Origin of the sequence: Streptomyces sp. MUM 2J, assembly GCF_022414535.1 — a bacterium.
Taxonomy (GTDB): domain Bacteria; phylum Actinomycetota; class Actinomycetes; order Streptomycetales; family Streptomycetaceae; genus Streptomyces.
Genome location: NZ_JADWYM010000024.1, coordinates 49,592 through 69,671, shown reverse-complemented (window position 1 = coordinate 69,671; position 20,080 = coordinate 49,592). Strand labels below are relative to the sequence as shown.

15 protein-coding genes are annotated in these 20,080 nt (G+C 73.2%); 12 read left to right on the top strand and 3 right to left on the bottom strand.

The window, feature by feature from the left end; translation table 11 throughout:
- Positions 1-228: 228 nt before the first annotated feature.
- Positions 229-495 carry a 30S ribosomal protein S20 gene (gene rpsT / locus I3F54_RS19995; protein WP_205386425.1) on the bottom strand — a complete coding sequence of 89 codons (267 nt, stop codon included), beginning with the start codon at positions 493-495 and terminating at the stop codon, positions 229-231.
- Between the two features lie 250 nt (positions 496-745).
- Between rpsT and lepA the strand changes: the two genes are divergently transcribed.
- The 4 genes from lepA to hemW all read left to right on the top strand — a co-directional run bounded on the left by lepA (position 746) and on the right by hemW (position 8,621).
- Positions 746-2,614, top strand: coding sequence for a translation elongation factor 4 (lepA, locus tag I3F54_RS19990; protein ID WP_240120194.1), 1,869 nt, complete (start codon positions 746-748; stop codon positions 2,612-2,614).
- Between the two features lie 241 nt (positions 2,615-2,855).
- A complete protein-coding gene (locus I3F54_RS19985) occupies positions 2,856-4,730 on the top strand; it encodes a long-chain fatty acid--CoA ligase (protein ID WP_240120193.1) in 1,875 nt (624 codons plus the stop codon).
- 306 nt (positions 4,731-5,036) lie between these two features.
- Positions 5,037-7,361: a SpoIIE family protein phosphatase gene (locus tag I3F54_RS19980; RefSeq protein ID WP_240120192.1), complete on the top strand. Its 2,325-nt coding sequence runs from the start codon at positions 5,037-5,039 to the stop codon at positions 7,359-7,361.
- 27 nt (positions 7,362-7,388) lie between these two features.
- Positions 7,389-8,621: a radical SAM family heme chaperone HemW gene (hemW, locus tag I3F54_RS19975; protein ID WP_240120191.1), complete on the top strand. Its 1,233-nt coding sequence runs from the start codon at positions 7,389-7,391 to the stop codon at positions 8,619-8,621.
- Between the two features lie 118 nt (positions 8,622-8,739).
- Here hemW and I3F54_RS19970 read toward each other — a convergent pair whose 3' ends face one another.
- Together I3F54_RS19970 and I3F54_RS19965 are read right to left on the bottom strand one after the other, a co-directional pair.
- A complete protein-coding gene (locus I3F54_RS19970; RefSeq protein ID WP_240120190.1) occupies positions 8,740-9,546 on the bottom strand; it encodes a DUF3097 domain-containing protein in 807 nt (268 codons plus the stop codon).
- Between the two features lie 42 nt (positions 9,547-9,588).
- On the bottom strand, positions 9,589-10,320 hold the full coding sequence (locus I3F54_RS19965) for an MBL fold metallo-hydrolase (protein WP_240120189.1): 732 nt from the start codon (positions 10,318-10,320) through the stop codon (positions 9,589-9,591).
- Positions 10,321-10,525: 205 nt separating this feature from the next.
- Between I3F54_RS19965 and hrcA the strand changes: the two genes are divergently transcribed.
- The 8 genes from hrcA to I3F54_RS19925 all read left to right on the top strand — a co-directional run bounded on the left by hrcA (position 10,526) and on the right by I3F54_RS19925 (position 20,080).
- Complete coding sequence (gene hrcA, locus I3F54_RS19960; RefSeq protein ID WP_240120188.1) at positions 10,526-11,542, top strand: heat-inducible transcriptional repressor HrcA; 1,017 nt, start codon at positions 10,526-10,528, stop codon at positions 11,540-11,542.
- Positions 11,543-12,679: a molecular chaperone DnaJ gene (dnaJ, locus tag I3F54_RS19955; RefSeq protein WP_240120187.1), complete on the top strand. Its 1,137-nt coding sequence runs from the start codon at positions 11,543-11,545 to the stop codon at positions 12,677-12,679.
- Positions 12,680-12,973: 294 nt separating this feature from the next.
- Positions 12,974-14,041 carry a nitronate monooxygenase gene (locus tag I3F54_RS19950; protein WP_240120186.1) on the top strand — a complete coding sequence of 356 codons (1,068 nt, stop codon included), beginning with the start codon at positions 12,974-12,976 and terminating at the stop codon, positions 14,039-14,041.
- 1 nt (position 14,042) lies between these two features.
- On the top strand, positions 14,043-14,783 hold the full coding sequence (locus I3F54_RS19945) for a 16S rRNA (uracil(1498)-N(3))-methyltransferase (RefSeq protein ID WP_240120185.1): 741 nt from the start codon (positions 14,043-14,045) through the stop codon (positions 14,781-14,783).
- A 166-nt stretch (positions 14,784-14,949) separates the two neighbouring features.
- Positions 14,950-15,501: a hypothetical protein gene (locus I3F54_RS19940; protein ID WP_240120184.1), complete on the top strand. Its 552-nt coding sequence runs from the start codon at positions 14,950-14,952 to the stop codon at positions 15,499-15,501.
- Positions 15,502-15,546: 45 nt separating this feature from the next.
- Positions 15,547-18,738 (top strand): S41 family peptidase, encoded by a 3,192-nt coding sequence (locus I3F54_RS19935; protein WP_240120183.1) that lies wholly within the window; start codon positions 15,547-15,549, stop codon positions 18,736-18,738.
- Positions 18,739-18,815: 77 nt separating this feature from the next.
- The gene (locus I3F54_RS19930) at positions 18,816-19,169 is read left to right on the top strand and encodes a histidine triad nucleotide-binding protein (protein ID WP_240120182.1); all 354 of its coding nucleotides are present in this window, start codon (positions 18,816-18,818) and stop codon (positions 19,167-19,169) included.
- A gap of 5 nt (positions 19,170-19,174) precedes the next feature.
- Positions 19,175-20,080 carry a ribonuclease Z gene (locus I3F54_RS19925; RefSeq protein WP_240120181.1) on the top strand — a complete coding sequence of 302 codons (906 nt, stop codon included), beginning with the start codon at positions 19,175-19,177 and terminating at the stop codon, positions 20,078-20,080.

The window sequence follows — 20,080 nt, the reverse complement described above, 5'->3', positions numbered from 1 at the left end:
CCGGAGGGCTGTCGGATGCGCTCCGGCCTGCCCGGGCCCCGTCGGCGCCCGGGCAGGCCGAGGGCCCCGGTGCCCGCTCCGGGGAGGAGCAGGGCGCCGGGGCCCTCGGTCGAAACCGGTGAGTCCGTTCCCGCGTGGCGAACGCAGGCCGCGAACGGACTCGGGGTGCCGGACGGGAGCGGATGAGAGAGGGCCCGCTCGGTTCCCTCCGGCGATCACATCACAGGGTCAGCCCTTGAGGGACGCGACCTTCTGAGCCAGCGCCGACTTCTTGTTGGCGGCCTGGTTCTTGTGGATGACGCCCTTGGAGACGGCCTTGTCCAGCTGGCGTGCGGCAACACGCTGCAGCTCGTTGGCCTTCTCGACGTCACCCGCGGCGGCGGCCTCGCGAGCCTTGCGGATCGCGGTCTTCAGGGAGGACTTGACGGCCTTGTTGCGCAGCCGGGCCTTCTCGTTGGTCTTGATCCGCTTGATCTGGGACTTGATGTTCGCCACGAATGAGCCTTTTCAGGTTCAGGCACGGCTCCAGGGGGGCTCCGCGAACGGAGTCCGGGACCCGTACCAGGTGATTTCTTGAAGACGTGCCTCGCGCTGAGAGGGCATGAGACACAGCCCCCTACACTACCAGCGGCCCTTCGGGTGGCCCAAACCGGTCGCCGCGCCCTGCCCGTGGGACCATGGAACCTACGTATCGATCCGACCCGAGACCGTCCATCGGCGGATACCTCAAGAATCAGGACCCTGCGTGCCCGCGACCCCGAACCACGTGCCCGAGCCAAGCCGTACCGACCCGGCTCTGATCCGCAATTTCTGCATCATCGCGCACATCGACCACGGCAAGTCCACGCTCGCCGACCGGATGCTCCAGTTGACCGGTGTGGTCGAGCAGCGGCAGATGCGTGCTCAGTACCTCGACCGGATGGACATCGAGCGCGAGCGCGGCATCACGATCAAGTCCCAGGCGGTGCGTCTGCCGTGGGCCCCCACCCACGACCCCGGCAACACGCACATCCTCAACATGATCGACACCCCGGGGCACGTCGACTTCACCTATGAGGTCTCGCGTTCGCTCGCCGCGTGCGAGGGGACCATCCTCCTCGTCGACGCCGCCCAGGGCATCGAGGCGCAGACCCTCGCCAACCTCTACCTGGCGATGGAGAACGACCTCACGATCATCCCCGTGCTGAACAAGATCGACCTGCCGGCCGCGCAGCCCGAGAAGTTCGCCGAGGAACTGGCCAACCTGGTCGGCTGCGAACCGGACGACGTGCTGAGGGTCTCCGCCAAGACGGGCCTCGGTGTCGAGGCGCTGCTCGACAAGGCCGTCGCGGAGATCCCGGCGCCGGTGGGTGTGGCCGACGCCCCCGCCCGGGCGATGATCTTCGACTCCGTCTACGACTCCTACCGCGGCGTCGTGACCTACGTCCGGGTCGTCGACGGGAAGCTCAACAAGCGCGAGCGCATCAGGATGATGTCCACCGGCGCCACGCACGAGCTGCTGGAGATCGGCGTCAACTCGCCCGAGATGCTCCCGGCGGACGGTCTCGGCGTCGGCGAGGTGGGTTACCTGATCACCGGCGTGAAGGACGTCCGCCAGTCCAAGGTCGGTGACACCATCACCAGCCAGTCCAAGGGGGCCCAGGAGGCGCTCGGCGGGTACAAGGACCCCAAGCCGATGGTCTTCTCCGGCCTGTATCCGCTGGACGGCTCCGACTACCCCGAGCTGCGTGACGCCCTCGACAAGCTGCAGCTCAACGACGCCGCGCTGGTCTACGAGCCGGAGACCTCCGCCGCGCTCGGCTTCGGCTTCCGCGTCGGCTTCCTGGGCCTGCTCCACCTGGACGTGATCCGTGAGCGGCTGGAGCGCGAGTTCGGTCTCGACCTCATCGCCACAGCTCCGAACGTGGTCTACCGGGTGATCATGGAGGACGGTGTCGAGCACGTCGTCACCAACCCGAGCGAGTTCCCCGAGGGGAAGATCGACGAGGTGTTCGAGCCGGTGGTCCGGGCGACCATCCTCGCGCCCTCCGAGTTCATCGGCGCGATCATGGAGCTGTGCCAGACCCGGCGCGGCACCATGCTGGGCATGGACTACCTCTCCGAGGACCGTGTCGAGATCCGTTACACGCTGCCCCTCGCCGAGATCGTCTTCGACTTCTTCGACCAGCTGAAGTCCAAGACCCGCGGATACGCCTCGCTGGACTACGAGCCCACGGGCGAGCAGTCCTCCAGCCTGGTCAAGGTCGACATCCTGCTGCACGGCGACAAGGTCGACGCCTTCTCGGCGATCACCCACAAGGACCAGGCGTACGGGTACGGCGTGCGGCTCGTGGCCAAGCTGAGGGAACTCATCCCGCGGCAGAACTTCGAGGTGCCCGTCCAGGCCGCCATCGGCTCCCGGGTGATCGCGCGCGAGACCATCCGAGCCATCCGCAAGGACGTCCTCGCCAAGTGCTACGGCGGCGACATCTCCCGCAAGCGCAAGCTGCTGGAGAAGCAGAAGGAGGGCAAGAAGCGGATGAAGATGGTGGGTTCCGTGGAGGTCCCGCAGGAGGCCTTCATCGCCGTCCTGTCCAGCGACGACAGCGCGGGACCGGCCAAGGGCAAGAAGTAGCCGCCGGCCGCCCGGCCGGGGCGGTGGCAGCGGGGACCCGTCGTGCGCCTGCGCGGCGGGCTCTCCCGCTCACCCGAGCGGACCGCCGCGCGAAGTGAAGGGGCGCGGCCCCTTACGCACCGGCCTGTTGACCCTTACTCTGATGCCTGCTCGATAGTTACTCGTGAGTTAAACAACGTTTCGCGGGTAGGAACCAGCCGCACTGAGCCAGCCGCACTGCCGCGGGGCCCCGGAGGATGTCGTGAGCGACGCACAGACACTGATCGAGAACCGGCCGCCGTCCGTTGCGGGCCTGTTCCTGGACCGCGTGGCAGCCACGCCGGACGCCGAGGCCTACCGCTACCCGGTGCCCCGGGCCTCCGGGGAGGGTCCCGACGACTGGAAGTCGCTGAGCTGGGCGGAGACGGCCGAACGGGTCTACGCCATCGCCGCCGGCCTGATCGAGCTGGGTGTCCAGCCGGAGCAGCGCGTCGCGCTCGCCTCGGCCACCCGCATCGAATGGATCCTCGCCGACCTCGGCATCATGTGCGCGGGTGCCGCCACCACCACCATCTACCCGCAGACCAACGCCGACGAGTCCGCGTACATCCTCTCCGACTCCGAGAGTCATGTGCTGATCGCCGAGAACGCAGCGCAGGTCGCCAAGGCGGTCGAGAAGCGCGACGAACTGCCCCGGCTCACGCACGTCGTCGTCATCGACGCGGCCGGGGTCGAGACCGGCGACTGGGTCCTCAGCCTCGAAGAGCTGGAGCGGCGCGGGGCCGCCCGCCTGGAGAAGGACCCCGATCTGATCAAGGAGCGGGTCGGCAAGATCACCCGGGATCAGCTCGCGACCCTCATCTACACCTCCGGCACCACCGGACGCCCCAAGGGGGTGCGCCTGCCGCACGACAACTGGTCGTACATGGCCAAGGCGATCGCCGCGACCGGGCTGGTCAGTGGCGAGGACGTGCAGTACCTGTGGCTCCCGCTCGCGCACGTCTTCGGCAAGGTGCTCACCTCCGGTCAGGTCGAGGTCGGCCACGTCACGGCCGTCGACGGCCGCGTCGACAAGATCATCGAGAACCTGCCGGTCGTCCAGCCGACCTACATGGCGGCCGTGCCGCGCATCTTCGAGAAGGTGTACAACGGCGTCGCCGCCAAGGCGAGGGCCGGCGGCGGCGCCAAGTACAGGATCTTCCAGTGGGCGGCCGACGTCGCCCGCGAGTACGCCAAGGTCACCCAGGACAACTTCCGCCGCACCGGCAACCGCACCGCACCCTTCGGGCTCGCCGCCAGGCACAAGGTCGCCGACGCACTCGTGTACGCCAAGATCCGCGAGGCCTTCGGCGGCAACCTGCGTGCCTGCATCTCCGGCTCGGCCGCGCTCGCACCCGAGATCGGCTACTTCTTCTCCGGTGCCGGCATCCACATCCTGGAGGGCTACGGCCTCACGGAGTCGTCGGCGGCGTCCTTCGTGAACCCGGGCGAGGCCTACCGCACCGGCACCGTCGGCAAGCCGTTGCCCGGCACCGAGGTCCGCATCGCCGACGACGGCGAGATCCTGCTGCGCGGCCCCGGCATCATGCAGGGCTACCACCAGCTGCCCGAGAAGACCGCCGAGGTGCTGGAGAGCGACGGCTGGTTCCACACCGGCGACATCGGCGAGCTGTCCGCGGACGGCTATCTGCGCATCACCGACCGCAAGAAGGACCTCATCAAGACCTCCGGCGGCAAGTACATCGCGCCCGCCGAGGTGGAGGGCCAGTTCAAGGCGGTGTGCCCGTACGTCTCCAACATCCTCGTCCACGGCGCCGACCGGAACTTCTGCACGGCGCTCATCGCGCTCGACGAGATCGCGATCCTCGACTGGGCGAAGGAGAACGGGCTGGAGGGCAAGTCGTACGCCGAGGTCGTCGCCGCGCCCGAGACGGTCGCTCTCGTCCAGGGGCATGTCGACCAGCTCAACGAGGGCCTGCAGCGCTGGCAGACGATCAAGAAGTTCCGGCTGCTGCCCCGGGACCTCGACGTGGAGCACGGGGAGATCACGCCCAGCCTGAAGCTGAAGCGGCCGGTGGTGGAGCGGGAGTACCGCCACCTGATCGACGAGATGTACGCGGGGGCGCGCGAGGCCTGACGCGCGCCAGCCCGGGCGGGCCGCCGGACGGGGAGTCCGGCGGCCCGCCCTGCTCCCGCTCCCGCCGCCCTGCTCCCGCCGGCCCGCCTGCATCGGCTGACCTGCCACCCGTCCGGTCACCTGTACGCCTGTGGCGTTCAGATGCTCGAATCCGGCTTTCGATTGGTTCGGTTTCGAACACGAGGGGAGCACGGTTGTCGTCCATGGCGACCCACTTCGGTAACTCGGCGCTTATGAGCCCGCTCGTTCTGTCACGCTGACGGCATCGACCGAAAGCTTTCGTCCGAACAGTTCGGGGAGTTGCCGATGGGGGCCGTTCCGACGCAGCGGGAGACCGATGCCCGGGCGGGAGGTGCGCCTGTCGGCGGTACGGGTGAGGGGGCGCGGACGCACGCCACCCTGCCCGGCAGCTCCCTCGCGCCCGGCGCAGCCCGGGACCTGATGCGCACCGCGCTGCACGAGTGGGCCGAACTCTGCCCGCCCGGCGCGCGTCACCTGAGCGACCGGCTCGTCGAGGACGCGATACTCGTCGTCAGCGAACTCGTCACCAACGCCGTCGTCCACGCCGGCACCGACGTCCGGCTGCTGTCCCGTCTGGAACCCTCCGGCCACGTCGTCGTCGAGGTCTCCGACCAGCACCCCTCGCGCGCCCCGCGGGACGGCGAGGCCGCCCGGGCGACGCCCGAGCCCCCCGAGCACGGGCGCGGGCTGCGCCTGGTCTCCGCGCTCGCCGAGTCCTGGGGCGTCACCTACTGCCGCGATGCCAAGACGGTCTGGGCACGGCTGGCCGACGGCGGCTGCACCGGCACGGACGACACCCCTCACCCCGTCGCCACCGAGCCCGCCGTCGACACCGCCCTGCACGTCGCCGGGGTCCTCGCGCCCGAGCCCGGGCCCGGCGACGGAGACGGGGAGTGGCTGGGCCGCCGGGCACTGTCCTTCCTGGCCGAGGCCTCCGATCTGCTGGCCGGGCAGCTCGACGAGGACCTCGTCGCCGCGCTCACCGGCCAGCTGGTCGTGCCGCGGCTGGCCGACTGGTGTGCGGTGTGGCTGGAGGACGAGGTCACCGGGCGCGGCCGGTGGGGCGACGGCACCGTCGCTGCCGGGCCGCGGCTCGCCCGTGTCCGGCACACCGACGAGAACGTCGTCGAGGACCTGCGCCGTGTCCTGGCGGCGGACCCGCCCCACCCGCCCGACGCCTTGCGCTGCGGCCCCGTCCCCTACCCCTGGCCCGCCGCGGTCCTCGACCGGAGGAGTGACGGGACGCGCCTCCTCCCCGGCCGGGCCGGACCCCCGGAGGCGGTCAACGGGACGGTGTACCCGGCAGGGGTGGCAGCCCCCGCACGGGACGACGGCCACGGTGCGGGCACCGCACGCCCGGATGCCGGGAGCCCCGAACCCCCGGACCGTGACGGACTCGCCCCGGACGCCGCCGGACAGGACGGCAGGGGCGCTGCTCCCCGGTGGCGCAACGGTCATGCCGCCGGTGCCCTCGTCCCCGGCGGCCGGGGCGCCGTGCTCGCGGAGCCTGACGGCCGGCGGCCGGGTCCCGCGGACGGTCCCTGCCCGGCCGCCGTCACGGCGGCCGGGGTGCCACGCGGTTCCGCGGCCCGCGACGGCCGCGATGCCGTACACCCGGGCGCCGACGGCAGGACCGCCGTGCCCGTGCCCCCTCGGGGCCGGGGCGTCGCCCTCGCCTACCGGCTCGTCGCCGGGGGCCGGCCGCTGGGCTCCCTCGTCATCGGCAGGGCGGACGCGTCGCGCTTCCCCGACGAGGTCACGGGACTGGTGGAGGACCTCAGCCGCCGTGTCGCCCTGGCCGTCGGCGCCGCCCGCCAGTACGCCCGCCAGGCCACCATCAGCGCCGTGCTCCAGCGCGGGCTGCTGCCCGGGGCCGTCGCCGAGATCCCCGGGCTGCGCAGCGCCCTGGTCCACGAGCCGTGTGACGTCGGAGGGCCCAGTGGTGACTTCTACGACCTCTTCCCGGCCGGCGACGGCCGCTGGTGCTTCGCCGTCGGGGACGTGCAGGGCAAGGGGCCCGAGGCCGCCGTCGTCATCGGCCTCGCCCGGCCCTGGCTGCGGCTGCTGGCCCGCGAGGGCTACGGCGTCGCCGACGTCCTGGACCGGCTCAACCAGCTTCTCCTCGACGACGCCACCGAGGCCGCGGACGCCGCCGCCCGCGCGTTCACCGGCCCCGTCGGTCCCGGCGACGGCCCCCAGAACCGGTTCCTCTCCCTGCTCTACGGCGAGCTGGTGCCCTTCGACGGCGGCGTCCGCTGCACCCTGGCCTCCGCCGGGCATCCGCTGCCGCTGATCCTCGGCCCCGACGGAGGCGTGCGCACGGCCGCCCGCCCGCAGACGCTGCTGGGCGTCGTCGAGGACGAGACCTACCGCAGCGAGACGGTCGAGCTGAGCCCCGGCGACACCCTGCTGTGCGTCACCGACGGCGTCACCGAGCGCCGCTCGGGCTCCCGCCAGTTCGACGACGGCGACGGACTGGCGGGCGCCCTCGCCGGATGCGCCGGCCTCAGCGCCGAGCTGATCGCCGAGCGGATCCGGCGGCTGGTCCACGAGTTCGGCGGGCGGCCGCCGGAGGACGACCTGGCGCTGCTGGTGCTCCAGGCCGAGTAGCCGCGGGCCTGCGGGACAATGGGCACCATGCCTTCCGCACTCCCCGACGGCGAGCCCGTTCCCGACGACGGCGCGCTGCCCCCGCACGCGCGCGCCGGGGCCGCGGACCGCCCGCTCGGCTTCTACCTGCACGTGCCCTACTGCGCGACCCGCTGCGGCTACTGCGACTTCAACACCTACACGGCGACGGAGCTGCGCGGCACCGGCGGCGTGCTGGCGTCCCGCGACAACTACGCGGCGACCCTCACCGACGAGATCCGCCTGGCCCGCAAGGTGCTCGGCGACGACCCCCGGCCGGTCCGCACGGTGTTCGTCGGCGGCGGCACGCCCACCCTGCTGGCCGCGGACGACCTCGTGCGGATGCTCGGGGCGATCCGCGACGAGTTCGGCCTGGCACCGGACGCGGAGGTCACGACGGAGGCCAACCCGGAGTCCGTGGACCCGGCCTACCTGGCCGCCCTGCGCGAGGGCGGCTTCAACCGGATCTCCTTCGGCATGCAGAGCGCCCGGCGGCACGTGCTGCGGGTGCTGGACCGCACCCACACCCCGGGACGCCCCGAGGCCTGTGTCGCGGAGGCGAGGGCGGCGGGGTTCGCGCACGTCAACCTGGACCTGATCTACGGCACGCCGGGGGAGAGCGACGACGACTGGAGGGCCTCCCTGGACGCCGCGATCGGCGCCGGCCCCGACCACGTGAGCGCGTACGCCCTGATCGTCGAGGAAGGCACCCGGCTCGCCCGCCGCATCCGCCGCGGCGAGATCCCCGCGACCGACGACGACGCGCACGCCGACCGCTACCTGATCGCCGAGGACACCCTGTCGGCGGCGGGCTACGCCTGGTACGAGGTGTCGAACTGGGCCACCTCCCCGGCCGGCCGCTGCCTGCACAACGAGCTGTACTGGCGCGGCGCCGACTGGTGGGGCGCCGGTCCCGGGGCGCACAGCCACGTCGGCGGGGTGCGCTGGTGGAACGTGAAGCACCCGGGGGCGTACGCCGCGGCCGTCGCCTCCGGCCGCTCACCGGGCGCCGGGCGCGAGGTCCTCTCGGACGAGGACCGGCGGGTCGAGCGGATCCTGCTGGAGCTGCGGCTGCGAGAGGGCGTCCCGCTGGAGCTGCTGCGGGAGCCGGGCCTCGCGGCGTCCCGCCGCGCGCTGGCGGGCGGCCTGCTGGAGGCCGGGCCCTACCGGGAGGGCAGGGCCGTGCTCACCCTGCGCGGGCGGCTGCTGGCGGACGCCGTCGTCAGGGATCTGGTGGACTGACCGCCGCTCCCGCGCCGGCGGGGACGGCGGACCGCCGCTCCCGAGGGGGCGGCGGAGAGCCTCTCCGCCCCCGCGGGCCCGCGCCCACGGATACCTCCCCTCAGGCACGGGACCGGTCTCAGGGCGCGGTCACGTGATCGATGAGACGCTCGACACATCCCAGCAGCTCGGGCTCCAGGTCCTTGTACGACCCCACCCGCTTCAGGATCGCCTGCCACACCGCCCCGGTGTTGTCCTCCGGCCAGCCCAGTGCCCGGCACACCCCCGTCTTCCAGTCCTGGCCGTGCGGGACCGCCGGCCACGCGGAAATGCCCAGGGACGACGGCTTCACCGCCTGCCAGACGTCGACGTACGGGTGCCCCACGACCAGGGCGTGCTCGTCGGTCACCGACGCGGCGATGCGCCACTCCTTCGTGCCGGGGACGAGATGGTCCACCAGGACCCCGAGGCGGGCGTCCGGACCGGGGGCGAAGGCCTCCACGACCGACGGGAGGTCGTCGACGCCCTCCAGGTACTCCACCACCACGCCCTCGATGCGCAGGTCGTCGCCCCACACCTGCTCGACCAGCTCGGCGTCGTGCCGCCCCTCCACGTAGATGCGCCCCGCCCGGGCCACGCGCGCACGGGCACCGGGGACGGCGACCGAGCCGGAGGCGGTGCGGGAGGGCCGCGCCGGGGCGGTGGGCGACGGCCGTACGAGCGTGACCACCCGCCCCTCCAGCAGGAAGCCCTGCGGCCGCAGCGGGAACACCCGGTGCTTGCCGAAGCGGTCCTCCAGGGTGACCGTGCCCGCTTCGCATCGGATCACCGCGCCGCAGAACCCGGTGCCGGGCTCCTCCACCACCAGGCCGGGCTCCGCCGTGACCTCGGGAACCCGCTTCGGCTTCTTCCACGGCGGGGTCAGGTCGGCGGAGTACTGGCGCATTCGCACGACGATAGGAGAAGTGGCGGGCCGCTGCGGCCACGATCACCGCGACACGCCGAAGCGGGCCGCCAGTTCGTCCCGCTGCCCGCGCACGAACGCCGCGTCCACCACCGCACCGTGACCGGGCACGTACACCGCGTCCTCGCCGCCGAGCGCCAGAAGCCGGTCCAGGGCGTCGGGCCAGCGGGACGGCACCGCGTCCGGGCCGGCCTGCGGCTCGCCCGACTCCTCGACCAGGTCGCCGCAGAAGACCACCTCCGGGTCGCCGGGGACCAGCACGGCCAGGTCGTGCGCCGTGTGCCCGGGGCCCACGTTGGCCAGCAGTACCTGCCGGCCGCCGTCCAGGTCGAGCGTCCACTCGCCCGAGACCACGTGCCCCACCGGCATCAGCGCGTCCACCGCCTCCTGCGCCGCGGGGGCGTCCAGGCCGTTGCGCACGGCGTCGGCGCGCAGCTCCTCGCGGTCCCGCGCACGGGCCATCAGCGCATCCGCACCGACCGCGCCGTAGACCTCCGCGCCCGCGAACGCCGCCGCGCCGAACACGTGATCGAAGTGGGGGTGGGTGAGCGCGAGATGGGTCACACGGTGCCCGGCCAGCCTCTCCGCCTGCGCACGCAGCCGGGCCCCCTCCGCGATGCTCGCCCCGGCGTCGATCAGCAGCGCCGCCCCGCGGCCCACCACCAGCCCCGCCGTGCAGTCCCACACCGGCAGCCGGCACCGCCCGACCCCCGCCGCCAGCCGCTCCCACTCCAGCTCTTCCCAAGTCACCGTCATACCGCGACGCTAGTGCTGCGACCGGAAAGGTTCACCGGCGGACGGGCCCGTGACCGCGCCTCGGAGGACCGACCTTGCCCGCGGTGCACCCCACCGCCGTACACTGGGCCGGGGAAGTCTGGCACTCGGGTACACAGAGTGCCAGGCAGTGGCGGACACAGTGGCAGACACGGCGTCGGGACAGGGACCTCTGGAGGTGAGCGCGATGCTGAGTGAACGCAGGCTCCAGGTGCTGCGCGCCATCGTCCAGGACTACGTGGGCACCGAGGAGCCGGTGGGCTCCAAGGCGCTGACCGAGCGGCACAGCCTCGGCGTCTCGCCGGCCACGGTCCGCAACGACATGGCGGCCCTGGAGGAGGAAGGGTTCATCGCCCAGCCGCACACCAGTGCCGGGCGCATCCCCACCGACAAGGGCTACCGGCTGTTCGTCGACAAGCTCGCCGGCGTCAAGCCGATGAGCCCGCCGGAGCGCCGCGCCATCCAGAACTTCCTGGAAGGCGCGGTCGACCTGGACGACGTCGTGGCGCGCACGGTCCGGCTGCTCGCGCAGCTCACCCGGCAGGTCGCCGTCGTGCAGTACCCGTCCCTGACCCGGTCGACCGTGCGGCACGTCGAGCTGCTGGCCCTCGCCCCCGCACGCGTGATGCTGGTGCTGATCACCGACACCGGACGGGTCGAGCAGCGGGTGGTCGACTGCCCGGTGCCGTTCGGCGAGGCGTCCCTGGCGGACCTCAGGGCCCGGCTCAACAGCAGGGTCGCGGGCCGTCGGTTCGCCGACGTGCCGAGGCTCGTGGAGGACCTGCCGGACGGCTTCGAGGCCGAGGACCGGGGTACGGTTTCCATGGTGCTCTCCACGCTGCTGGAGACGCTCGTCGAGGAGAACGAGGAGCGGTTGATGATCGGCGGCACCGCCAATCTCACCCGCTTCGCACATGACTTCCCCCTCACGATCCGGCCCGTGCTCGAGGCGCTGGAGGAGCAGGTCGTGCTCCTGAAGCTGCTCGGCGAGGCCCAGGATCCGGGCGTGACCGTCCGTATCGGTCACGAGAACGCCCACGAAGGACTCAACTCCACGTCCGTCGTGTCGGTCGGTTACGGTTCGGGCAGCGAGGCGGTTGCCAAGCTCGGCGTGGTCGGACCGACCCGCATGGACTACCCGGGAACGATGGGAGCGGTACGCGCAGTGGCACGGTACGTCGGACAGATCCTGGCGGAGTCGTAGGTGGCCACGGACTACTACGCCGTACTCGGCGTGCGCCGCGATGCGTCGCAGGAAGAGATCAAGAAGGCCTTCCGGCGGCTCGCACGCGAGCTGCACCCGGACGTCAACCCGGATCCGAAGACCCAGGAGCGGTTCAAGGAGATCAACGCCGCCTACGAGGTGCTGTCGGACCCGCAGAAGAAGCAGGTCTACGACCTCGGCGGCGACCCGCTCTCCCAGGCCGGCGGTGCCGGCGCGGGCGGCTTCGGGGCCGGTGGCTTCGGCAACTTCTCCGACATCATGGACGCCTTCTTCGGTACGGCGTCCCAGCGGGGTCCGCGCTCACGGACCCGGCGCGGCCAGGATGCGATGATCCGCATCGAGATCGAGCTGGACGAGGCCGCCTTCGGCACGACCAAGGACATCCAGGTCGACACGGCGATCGTCTGCTCGACCTGCAGCGGGGAGGGGGCGGCGCCGGGCACCACCCCCCAGACCTGCGACATGTGCCGTGGCCGCGGTGAGGTCTCCCAGGTCACCCGGTCCTTCCTGGGCCAGGTCATGACCTCGCGGCCCTGCCCGCAGTGCCAGGGCTTCGGCACCGTGGTGCCCACGCCCTGCCCGGAGTGCGCCGGCGACGGACGGGTGCGGTCGCGGCGGACGCTGACCGTGAAGATCCCCGCCGGTGTCGACAACGGCACGCGGATCCAGCTCTCGGGCGAGGGCGAGGTGGGCCCGGGCGGCGGCCCCGCCGGTGACCTGTACGTCGAGATCCACGAGCTGCCGCACGCGGTGTTCCAGCGCCGCGGCGACGATCTGCACTGCACGGTGACGATCCCGATGACCGCGGCGGCGCTCGGCACCAAGGTGCCGTTGGAGACGCTGGACGGACTGGAGGAGGTCGACATCCGGCCCGGTACCCAGTCCGGCCAGTCCATCCCGCTGCACAACCGGGGCGTGACCCATCTGCGCGGCGGCGGCCGGGGCGACCTGATCGTCCACGTCGAGGTCCAGACGCCGAACAAGCTCGACCCGGAGCAGGAGCGGTTGCTGCGCGAACTGGCGAAGCTGCGGGGCGAGGAGCGGCCCCAGGGGCAGTTCCAGCCGGGTCAGCAGGGGTTGTTCTCCCGGCTGAAGGACGCGTTCAACGGGCGCTGACCCGCACACCGGTGGCGCCGGCCCGGAGACGGGCGGCTGCCGGCCGCGGCAACGAGGACGAAGGGGAACGGGCACCGGCCACCGGTGCCCGTTCCCTGTCCGTTCCCTGTCCGTTCCGCCGGCCGGATCCGGTCGCCTCCGGCGCCGGTCCCGCGCCCGCGGTCCCGCCCTCCGGCAGCGCTCCCGGTCCACTCCGGCGCCCGTTCCCCCGTCCGCCGCGGGGCCCATTCCGGTGTCCTATGACAAAGGACGGCCGGTTTCGGACTTGTTCGCCGCACGTGACACCATGCCGTCATGTCCTCCGCACTGACCGATCTCTTCCCCCATCCGATCGTGCAGGCCCCCATGGCGGGCGGCGTCTCCGTCCCCCAGCTCGTCGCCGCGGTCTGCGAGGCGGGCGGGCTCGGCTTCCTCGCCGCCGGCTACAAGACCGCCGACGGCATGTACCAGGAGATCAAGCAGCTGCGGAGCCTGACCGGCCGTCCCTTCGGCGTGAACCTCTTCATGCCGCAGCCCGAATACGCGGAGTCCGGGACGGTCGAGCTCTACGCCCAGCAACTGGCCGGGGAGGCCGGCTGGTACGAGACCGAACTCGGCGACCCCGAGAGCGGACGCGACGACGGCTACGACACCAAACTCGCCGTGCTGCTGGACAACCCCGTGCCGGTGGTGTCGTTCCACTTCGGCGTCCCCAGCCCCGGGGCGCTGGAGTCGCTGCGCCGGGCCGGCACCTTCACCCTCGTCACCGCGACCACGGCCGAGGAGGCGCTCGCCGTGCAGCGGGCCGGTGCCGACGCGGTGATCGTGCAGGGCGTCGAGGCCGGCGGCCTCCAGGGCGCCCACCGCGACGACCCCGAGGCGGACGCCGGTGGCATCGGCCTGCTGTCCCTGATCGCCCAGGTCCGCGAGACCGTGAGCATCCCTCTCGTCGCCACCGGCGGCATCATGCGCGGCAGCCAGATCGCCGCCGTGCTGGCCGCGGGCGCGAGTGCCGCCCAGCTCGGCACCGCGTTCCTCGTCACGCCCGAGTCCGGCGCGCCCGCCGTGCACAAGCAGGCGCTGACCAACCCGCTGTTCGCCCGCACGGAGTTGACGCGCGCGTTCTCCGGCCGCCCGGCCCGCGGACTGGTGAACCGGTTCCTGCGCGAGCACGGCCCGTACGCGCCGGCCGCCTACCCGGAGGTCCACCACCTGACCTCGCCGATCAGGAAGGCCGCCGCCAAGGCCCGCGACGCGCAGGGCATGGCGCTGTGGGCCGGACAGGGCCACCGCATGGCCCGGGAGCTGCCCGCCGGGCAGCTCGTGGACGTCCTGGCCGGCGAACTCGCCGCTGCCCGGACAGCGTTGTCGAGGGAGATCTGAGATGACCGCGCCGGTGTTCGTCGCCGACCGGCTGCCCGACGGGGCCGGTCGCGGATTCGTGCTGGACGGGCCCGAGGGGCGGCACGCCGTCTCCGTCAAGCGGCTGCGGCCGGGCGAGACCGTGGTGCTGACCGACGGGGCGGGGCGCTGGGCCGAGGGAGAAGTGGCCGCGGCCGAGGGCAAGGACCGGCTCGTCGTCGATCTCGGCGCGGTACGCGAGGAGCCGCAGGAGTCCCCGCGCATCACCGTCGTGCAGGCGCTGCCCAAGGGAGACCGGGGCGAGCTGGCCGTCGAGACGATGACCGAGGTCGGCGTCGACGCGATCGTGCCGTGGGCCGCCGCCCGCTGCATCACTCAGTGGAAGGGCGAGCGCGGGCTCAAGGCACTCGGCAAGTGGCGCTCCACCGCCCGCGAAGCGGGCAAGCAGTCCCGCCGGGTCCGGTTCCCCGAGGTCGCGGACGCGGCGGGCACCCGGCAGGTCGCCGCCCTCCTCGCGGAGGCGGACTTCGCCGCCGTCCTCCACGAGAGCGGCGACCGGCCGCTCGCCTCCGCGCCGCTGCCCGCGCTCGGCTCGATCGTGCTCGTCGTCGGGCCGGAAGGGGGCGTCGCCGAGGAGGAGTTGGCGCTGTTCGAGGAGGCCGGTGCGCTGCCGTACCGGCTGGGGCGCAGCGTGCTGCGCACGTCGACGGCCGGTACGGCCGCCGCCGCGCTGCTGCTCGGCCGCACCGGTCGCTGGGACTGACGCGCCGGGGGAGGACGAGCGGGGAGGACGAGCGTGGCACGAGGGACCGCACCACAAGGGACCGCACCACAAGGGCCGTTGTGTGCGGGCCGCCCCGTCGCGCGGCCCGCGCCGAGGACCGCAGGCCCTCTACCCCGGCGGCCCGGTCGGTGGCAGGCTGCCCTCCATGGCGGCATTCAGGCGCATTCGGCAGCGGCAGCGCGCCGCGCGGGCCGCCGCCGCGGCGGCGTTCGCCGCGGTGGCCCTCGGCGGCGCCACGGCGTGTGATCCGGGCGGGGTGAGCGCAGCGACCGTCGCGTACACCACCGACCGGACCGCGACGGCGGAACTGCAGCGGCAGCACACCGGTGTGCGCTGGCTCAACTGCACGTCCGGCTACGGCTCCCACGGTGCCACCCCCTCGGCGGGCACGGCCACCGTCGCCACCGTCGACTGCCAGGGCAGGACCGACGACGGCCGGGACATCGTCGTCACCGGCAGGGTCACGCGGGCCGTCTCCGGGTCCTGCGTGCGCGGGGACCTCGTCGCGAAGGTCGGCGGCAAGCAGGTGTTCCACGTCGGCGGGCTCGGCACGTGCGACACGACGCCCTCGCCGGTCGGTCCGCCGCCCGGCGGCGGTCAGCCGGGGCGGCCGGGGCAGCCCACGGTGACGGTGACCGTCACCCGGACCCTCTGGTGCCAGCAGGACCCGCAGTGCCACCCCGTCGAGGGGAAGTGATCCGTTCCCCTGTGCACGGGCGCCTGCGCTGCATAGGGTGATCGCGTGACACAGTCGCCCGCGTCCTACCTCAGGTTTCCTCATCTGCACGGCGAGTTGGTCGCCTTCACCGCCGAGGACGACGTCTGGCTCGCGCCCGTCGCCGGCGGACGTGCCTGGCGGGTCAGCGCCGACAACGTGGCCGTGACCCTGCCGCGCATCTCGCCCGACGGAACCACCCTCGCCTGGACGTCCACCCGCGACGGCGCCCCCGAGGTGCACGTCGCCCCGGTCGACGGCGGCCCCGCCAGGAGGCTGACCCACTGGGGCAGTTGGCGCACCCAGGTGCGCGGCTGGACGCCGGACGGCCGGGTCCTGGCCCTCACCACCCACGGTCAGACCAGCCTGCGCCGCACCTGGGCGCACGCCGTGCCGTTGGACGGCGGGCCGGCCGAGCGGCTGCCGTACGGCCTCGTGGGCGACGTCGCCCACGGCCCGCACACCGTGCTGCTGTCCGCCGGCGGCCGGGAGGCCGCCCACTGGAAGCGCTACCGGGGCGGCACGGCGGGCAAACTGTGGATCGACCGGGAGGGCGAGGGGGACTTCGCCCGCCTGCACGAGGAACTCGACGGGAACCTCGAATGCCCGGTGTGGGTGGGGGAGCGGATCGCCTTCCTGTCCGACCACGAGGGCACCGGCGCGCTGTACTCGTCCCTGGCCGACGGGTCCGACCTGCGGCGGCACACCCCCCTCGACGGCTTCTACGCCCGCCACGCCTCCGGCGACGGGAGCCGCGTCGTCTACGCGTCCGCCGGCGAGCTGTGGATCCTCGACGACCTCGACGGCGCCGAGCCGCGTGTGCTGGACGTCCGGCTCGGCGGGCCCCGCGTCGACCAGCAGCCCTACCCGGTCGCCGCCGCCCGCTGGTTCTCCTCGGCGTCGCCCGACCACACCGCCCGCGGCAGCGCCGTGTGCGTGCGCGGCGGTGTCCACTGGGTCACCCACCGGTCCGGCCCGGCCCGGGCGCTCGCCGCCGAGCCCGGCGTACGCGCCCGCCGGCCCCGCGCCTTCCGCGCCGGGGGCGAGGAGTGGGTGGTGTGGGTGACCGACGCCGAGGGCGACGACGCGCTGGAGTTCGCGCCCGCCGCCGGGCTCGCCCCCGGTGCGACCCCCCGCCGGATCGCCGCCGGGCAGCTCGGCCGGGTGCTCGACCTGGCCATGGCGCCGGACGGCAGCCGGGCAGCGGTCGCCAGCCACGACGGGCGCGTCCTGCTCGTCGAGCGGGAGAGCGGCGAGGTGCGGGAGGCCGACCGCAGCGAGGACGGCGACGCCTCCGGGCTGACTTTCTCGCCCGACTCCGGATGGCTGGCCTGGGCGCACCCCGGGCCGCGTCCGCTCAGCCAGCTCAAGCTCGCCAACACCACCGACCTGTCGGTCACCGAGGCGACCCCGCTGCGGTTCCACGACTACGCTCCCGCGTTCACCCTCGACGGCAAGCACCTCGCCTTCCTGTCCTCGCGGTCCTTCGACCCGGTCTACGACGAGCACGTCTTCGACCTGGCCTTCGTCGAGACGTCCCGGCCGCACCTGATCACCCTGGCCGCCACGACGCCGTCGCCGTTCGGTCCGCAGCGGCACGGGCGGCCCTTCGACTCGCCCGACAAGGACGAGAACGCGGAGGGCGAGGGCACCCCGGCCACCCGGATCGACCTGGAGCAACTCGCCGACCGCATCGTGCCGTTCCCGGTGGAGGCCGCCCGCTACTCCAACCTGCGGGCCGCCAAGGACGGCGTGCTGTGGCTGCGGCACCCGGTGCGCGGAGTACTGGGCTCGTCCCGGGCCACCCCGCAGGACCCGGACCCCAAGACCGAGCTGGAGCGTTACGACCTCGCCCAGCAGCGCATCGAGCATCTCGCCGCCGACGCGGACCACTTCGAGGTCAGTGGCGACGGCAAGCGGCTGCTGCTGTGGGCCGACGACCGGCTGAAGGTCGTCCCCAGCGACCGGCGGGCCTCCGGCGACGAGGACAGCGACACCAACATCACCGTCGACCTCGGCCGCGTCCGCCACCTCCTCGACCCGGCCGCCGAGTGGCGGCAGATGTTCGAGGAGACCGGGCGGATCATGCGGGACAACTTCTGGCGCGCCGACATGGGCGGCGTCGACTGGGACGGCGTCCTCGACCGCTACCGGCCGGTGCTGGCGCGCGTCGCCACCCACGACGACCTCGTCGACCTGCTGTGGGAGGTGCAGGGCGAACTCGGCACCTCGCACGCCTACGTCATCCCGCGCGGCAGCACCGGCAACGGCCCCCGGCAGGGGCTGCTCGGCGCCGACATATCCCGGCACGAGGACGGTCACTGGCGCATCGACCGGATCCTGCCCGCGGAGACCTCCGACCCCGACGCCCGCTCCCCGCTCGCCGCTCCCGGCGTCGCGGTGCGGCCGGGCGACGCGATCGTCGCGGTCGGCGGCCGGCCCGTCGACCCGGTGACCGGGCCGGGGCCGCTGCTGGTCGGTACGGCGGGCAAGCCGATCGAGCTGACCGTCTCGCCGTCCGGGGGCGGCGAGGCCCGCTACGCCGTCGTCGTGCCGGTCGCCGACGAGGAACCGCTGCGCTACCACGCCTGGGTCGCCGACCGCAGGGCCTACGTCCACGAGACGTCCGGCGGCCGGCTCGGCTACCTGCACGTGCCCGACATGCAGGCGCCCGGCTGGGCGCAGATCCACCGCGACCTGCGGGTGGAGGTGGCCCGCGAAGGGCTCGTCGTCGACGTCCGCGAGAACCGCGGTGGCCACACCTCCCAGCTCGTCGTCGAGAAGCTGGCCCGGCGGATCGTCGGCTGGGACGTGCCGCGCGGCATGCGCCCCTTCAGCTATCCGCAGGACGCGCCCCGCGGGCCGGTCGTCGCCGTCGCCAACGAGTTCTCCGGGTCCGACGGAGACATCGTCAACGCCGCGATCAAGGCGCTCGGGCTCGGCCCGGTCGTCGGCACGCGGACCTGGGGCGGCGTCATCGGCATCGACAGCCGGTACCGGCTGGTCGACGGCACGCTGGTGACCCAGCCGAAGTACGCCATCTGGCTGGAGGGCGTGCAGTGGGGCGTGGAGAACCACGGCGTGGACCCCGACGTGGAGGTCGTGCAGCGGCCCCAGGACTACGCCGCGGGGCGGGACGCGCAACTGGACGAGGCCGTGCGGCTGGCGCTGGCCGCGCTGGAGGAACGCCCGGCGAAGGTGCCGCCCGCACTGCCGTGACCGGCTCGGCCGGGCGGTGGGCCGCTGCCGATACGATGCCCCCGTCAGAGATCCGCCCCGCGTGAGGAGGCACCCGCATGGCGGGCGAGCCACAGGACGACTGCCTGTTCTGCAAGATCGTCGCAGGCACCATTCCCGCGACGATCGTGCGTGAGACGGAGACGACGGTCGCCTTCCGGGACATCAACCCCCAGGCACCGACCCACGTCCTGGTGATCCCCAAGGCGCACTACCGCAACGCCGCCGAACTCGCCGCCCACGCCCCCGAGCTCGCCGCGGACGTGCTGCGCGAGAGCGGGTCGGTCGCCGACGAGGACAAGCTGGACAGCTACCGCGTCGTCTTCAACACCGGCAGCGGCGCCGGGCAGACGGTCTGGCACGCGCACGCCCACGTCCTCGGCGGCCGTGGCCTGAACTGGCCTCCCGGGTAGGCGCCGTGTCCGTACGCGAGCTCGTGGTCCTCGGCACCGCCAGCCAGGTCCCGACCCGGCACCGCAACCACAACGGCTACCTGCTGCGCTGGGACGGCGAGGGCTTCCTGTTCGACCCCGGTGAGGGCACCCAGCGGCAGATGCTGCGGGCCGGGGTCGCCGCCCACGACATCAACCGGATCTGCGTCACGCACTTCCACGGCGACCACTCGCTCGGCCTCGCGGGCGTCATCCAGCGCATCAACCTCGACAAGGTGCCGCACCCGGTCGCCGCCCACTACCCGCTCTCCGGCCGGCGCTTCTTCGACCGGCTGCGATACGCCACCGCCTACCGTGAGACGGTGCGGATCGACGAGGCCCCGGTCGCCACGGACGGCGTGATCGCCCGGACCGGCGGGTACAGCCTCACGGCCCGCCGCCTCTCCCACCCCGTCGAGTCCTACGGCTACCGGCTCACCGAGCCCGACGGGCGCCGCATGCTGCCCGGCCGGCTCGCCGCCCACGGCATCGCGGGACCGGACGTCGGCCGTATCCAGCGCGAGGGCCGGCTGAACGGCGTCGCGCTGGAGGACGTCAGCGAGGCCCGGCGCGGACAGCGGTTCGCGTTCGTCATGGACACCCGGCTGTGCGACGGCGTGCACGAGCTGGCCGAGGGCTGCGACATGCTCGTCATCGAGTCGACGTTCCTCGACGAGGACGCCGAGCTGGCCGAGGAGTTCGGGCACCTCACCGCCGGGCAGGCCGCCGCGGTGGCACGGGAGGCGGGCGTGCGGCACCTGGTGCTCACCCACTTCAGCCAGCGCTACACGGATCCGGACGAGTTCGAGCGGCAGGCCCGGGCCGCCGGCTTCGAGGGCGATGTGACGGTGGCTCACGACCTGCTACGGGTGCCGGTACCGAAACGCAGGTGA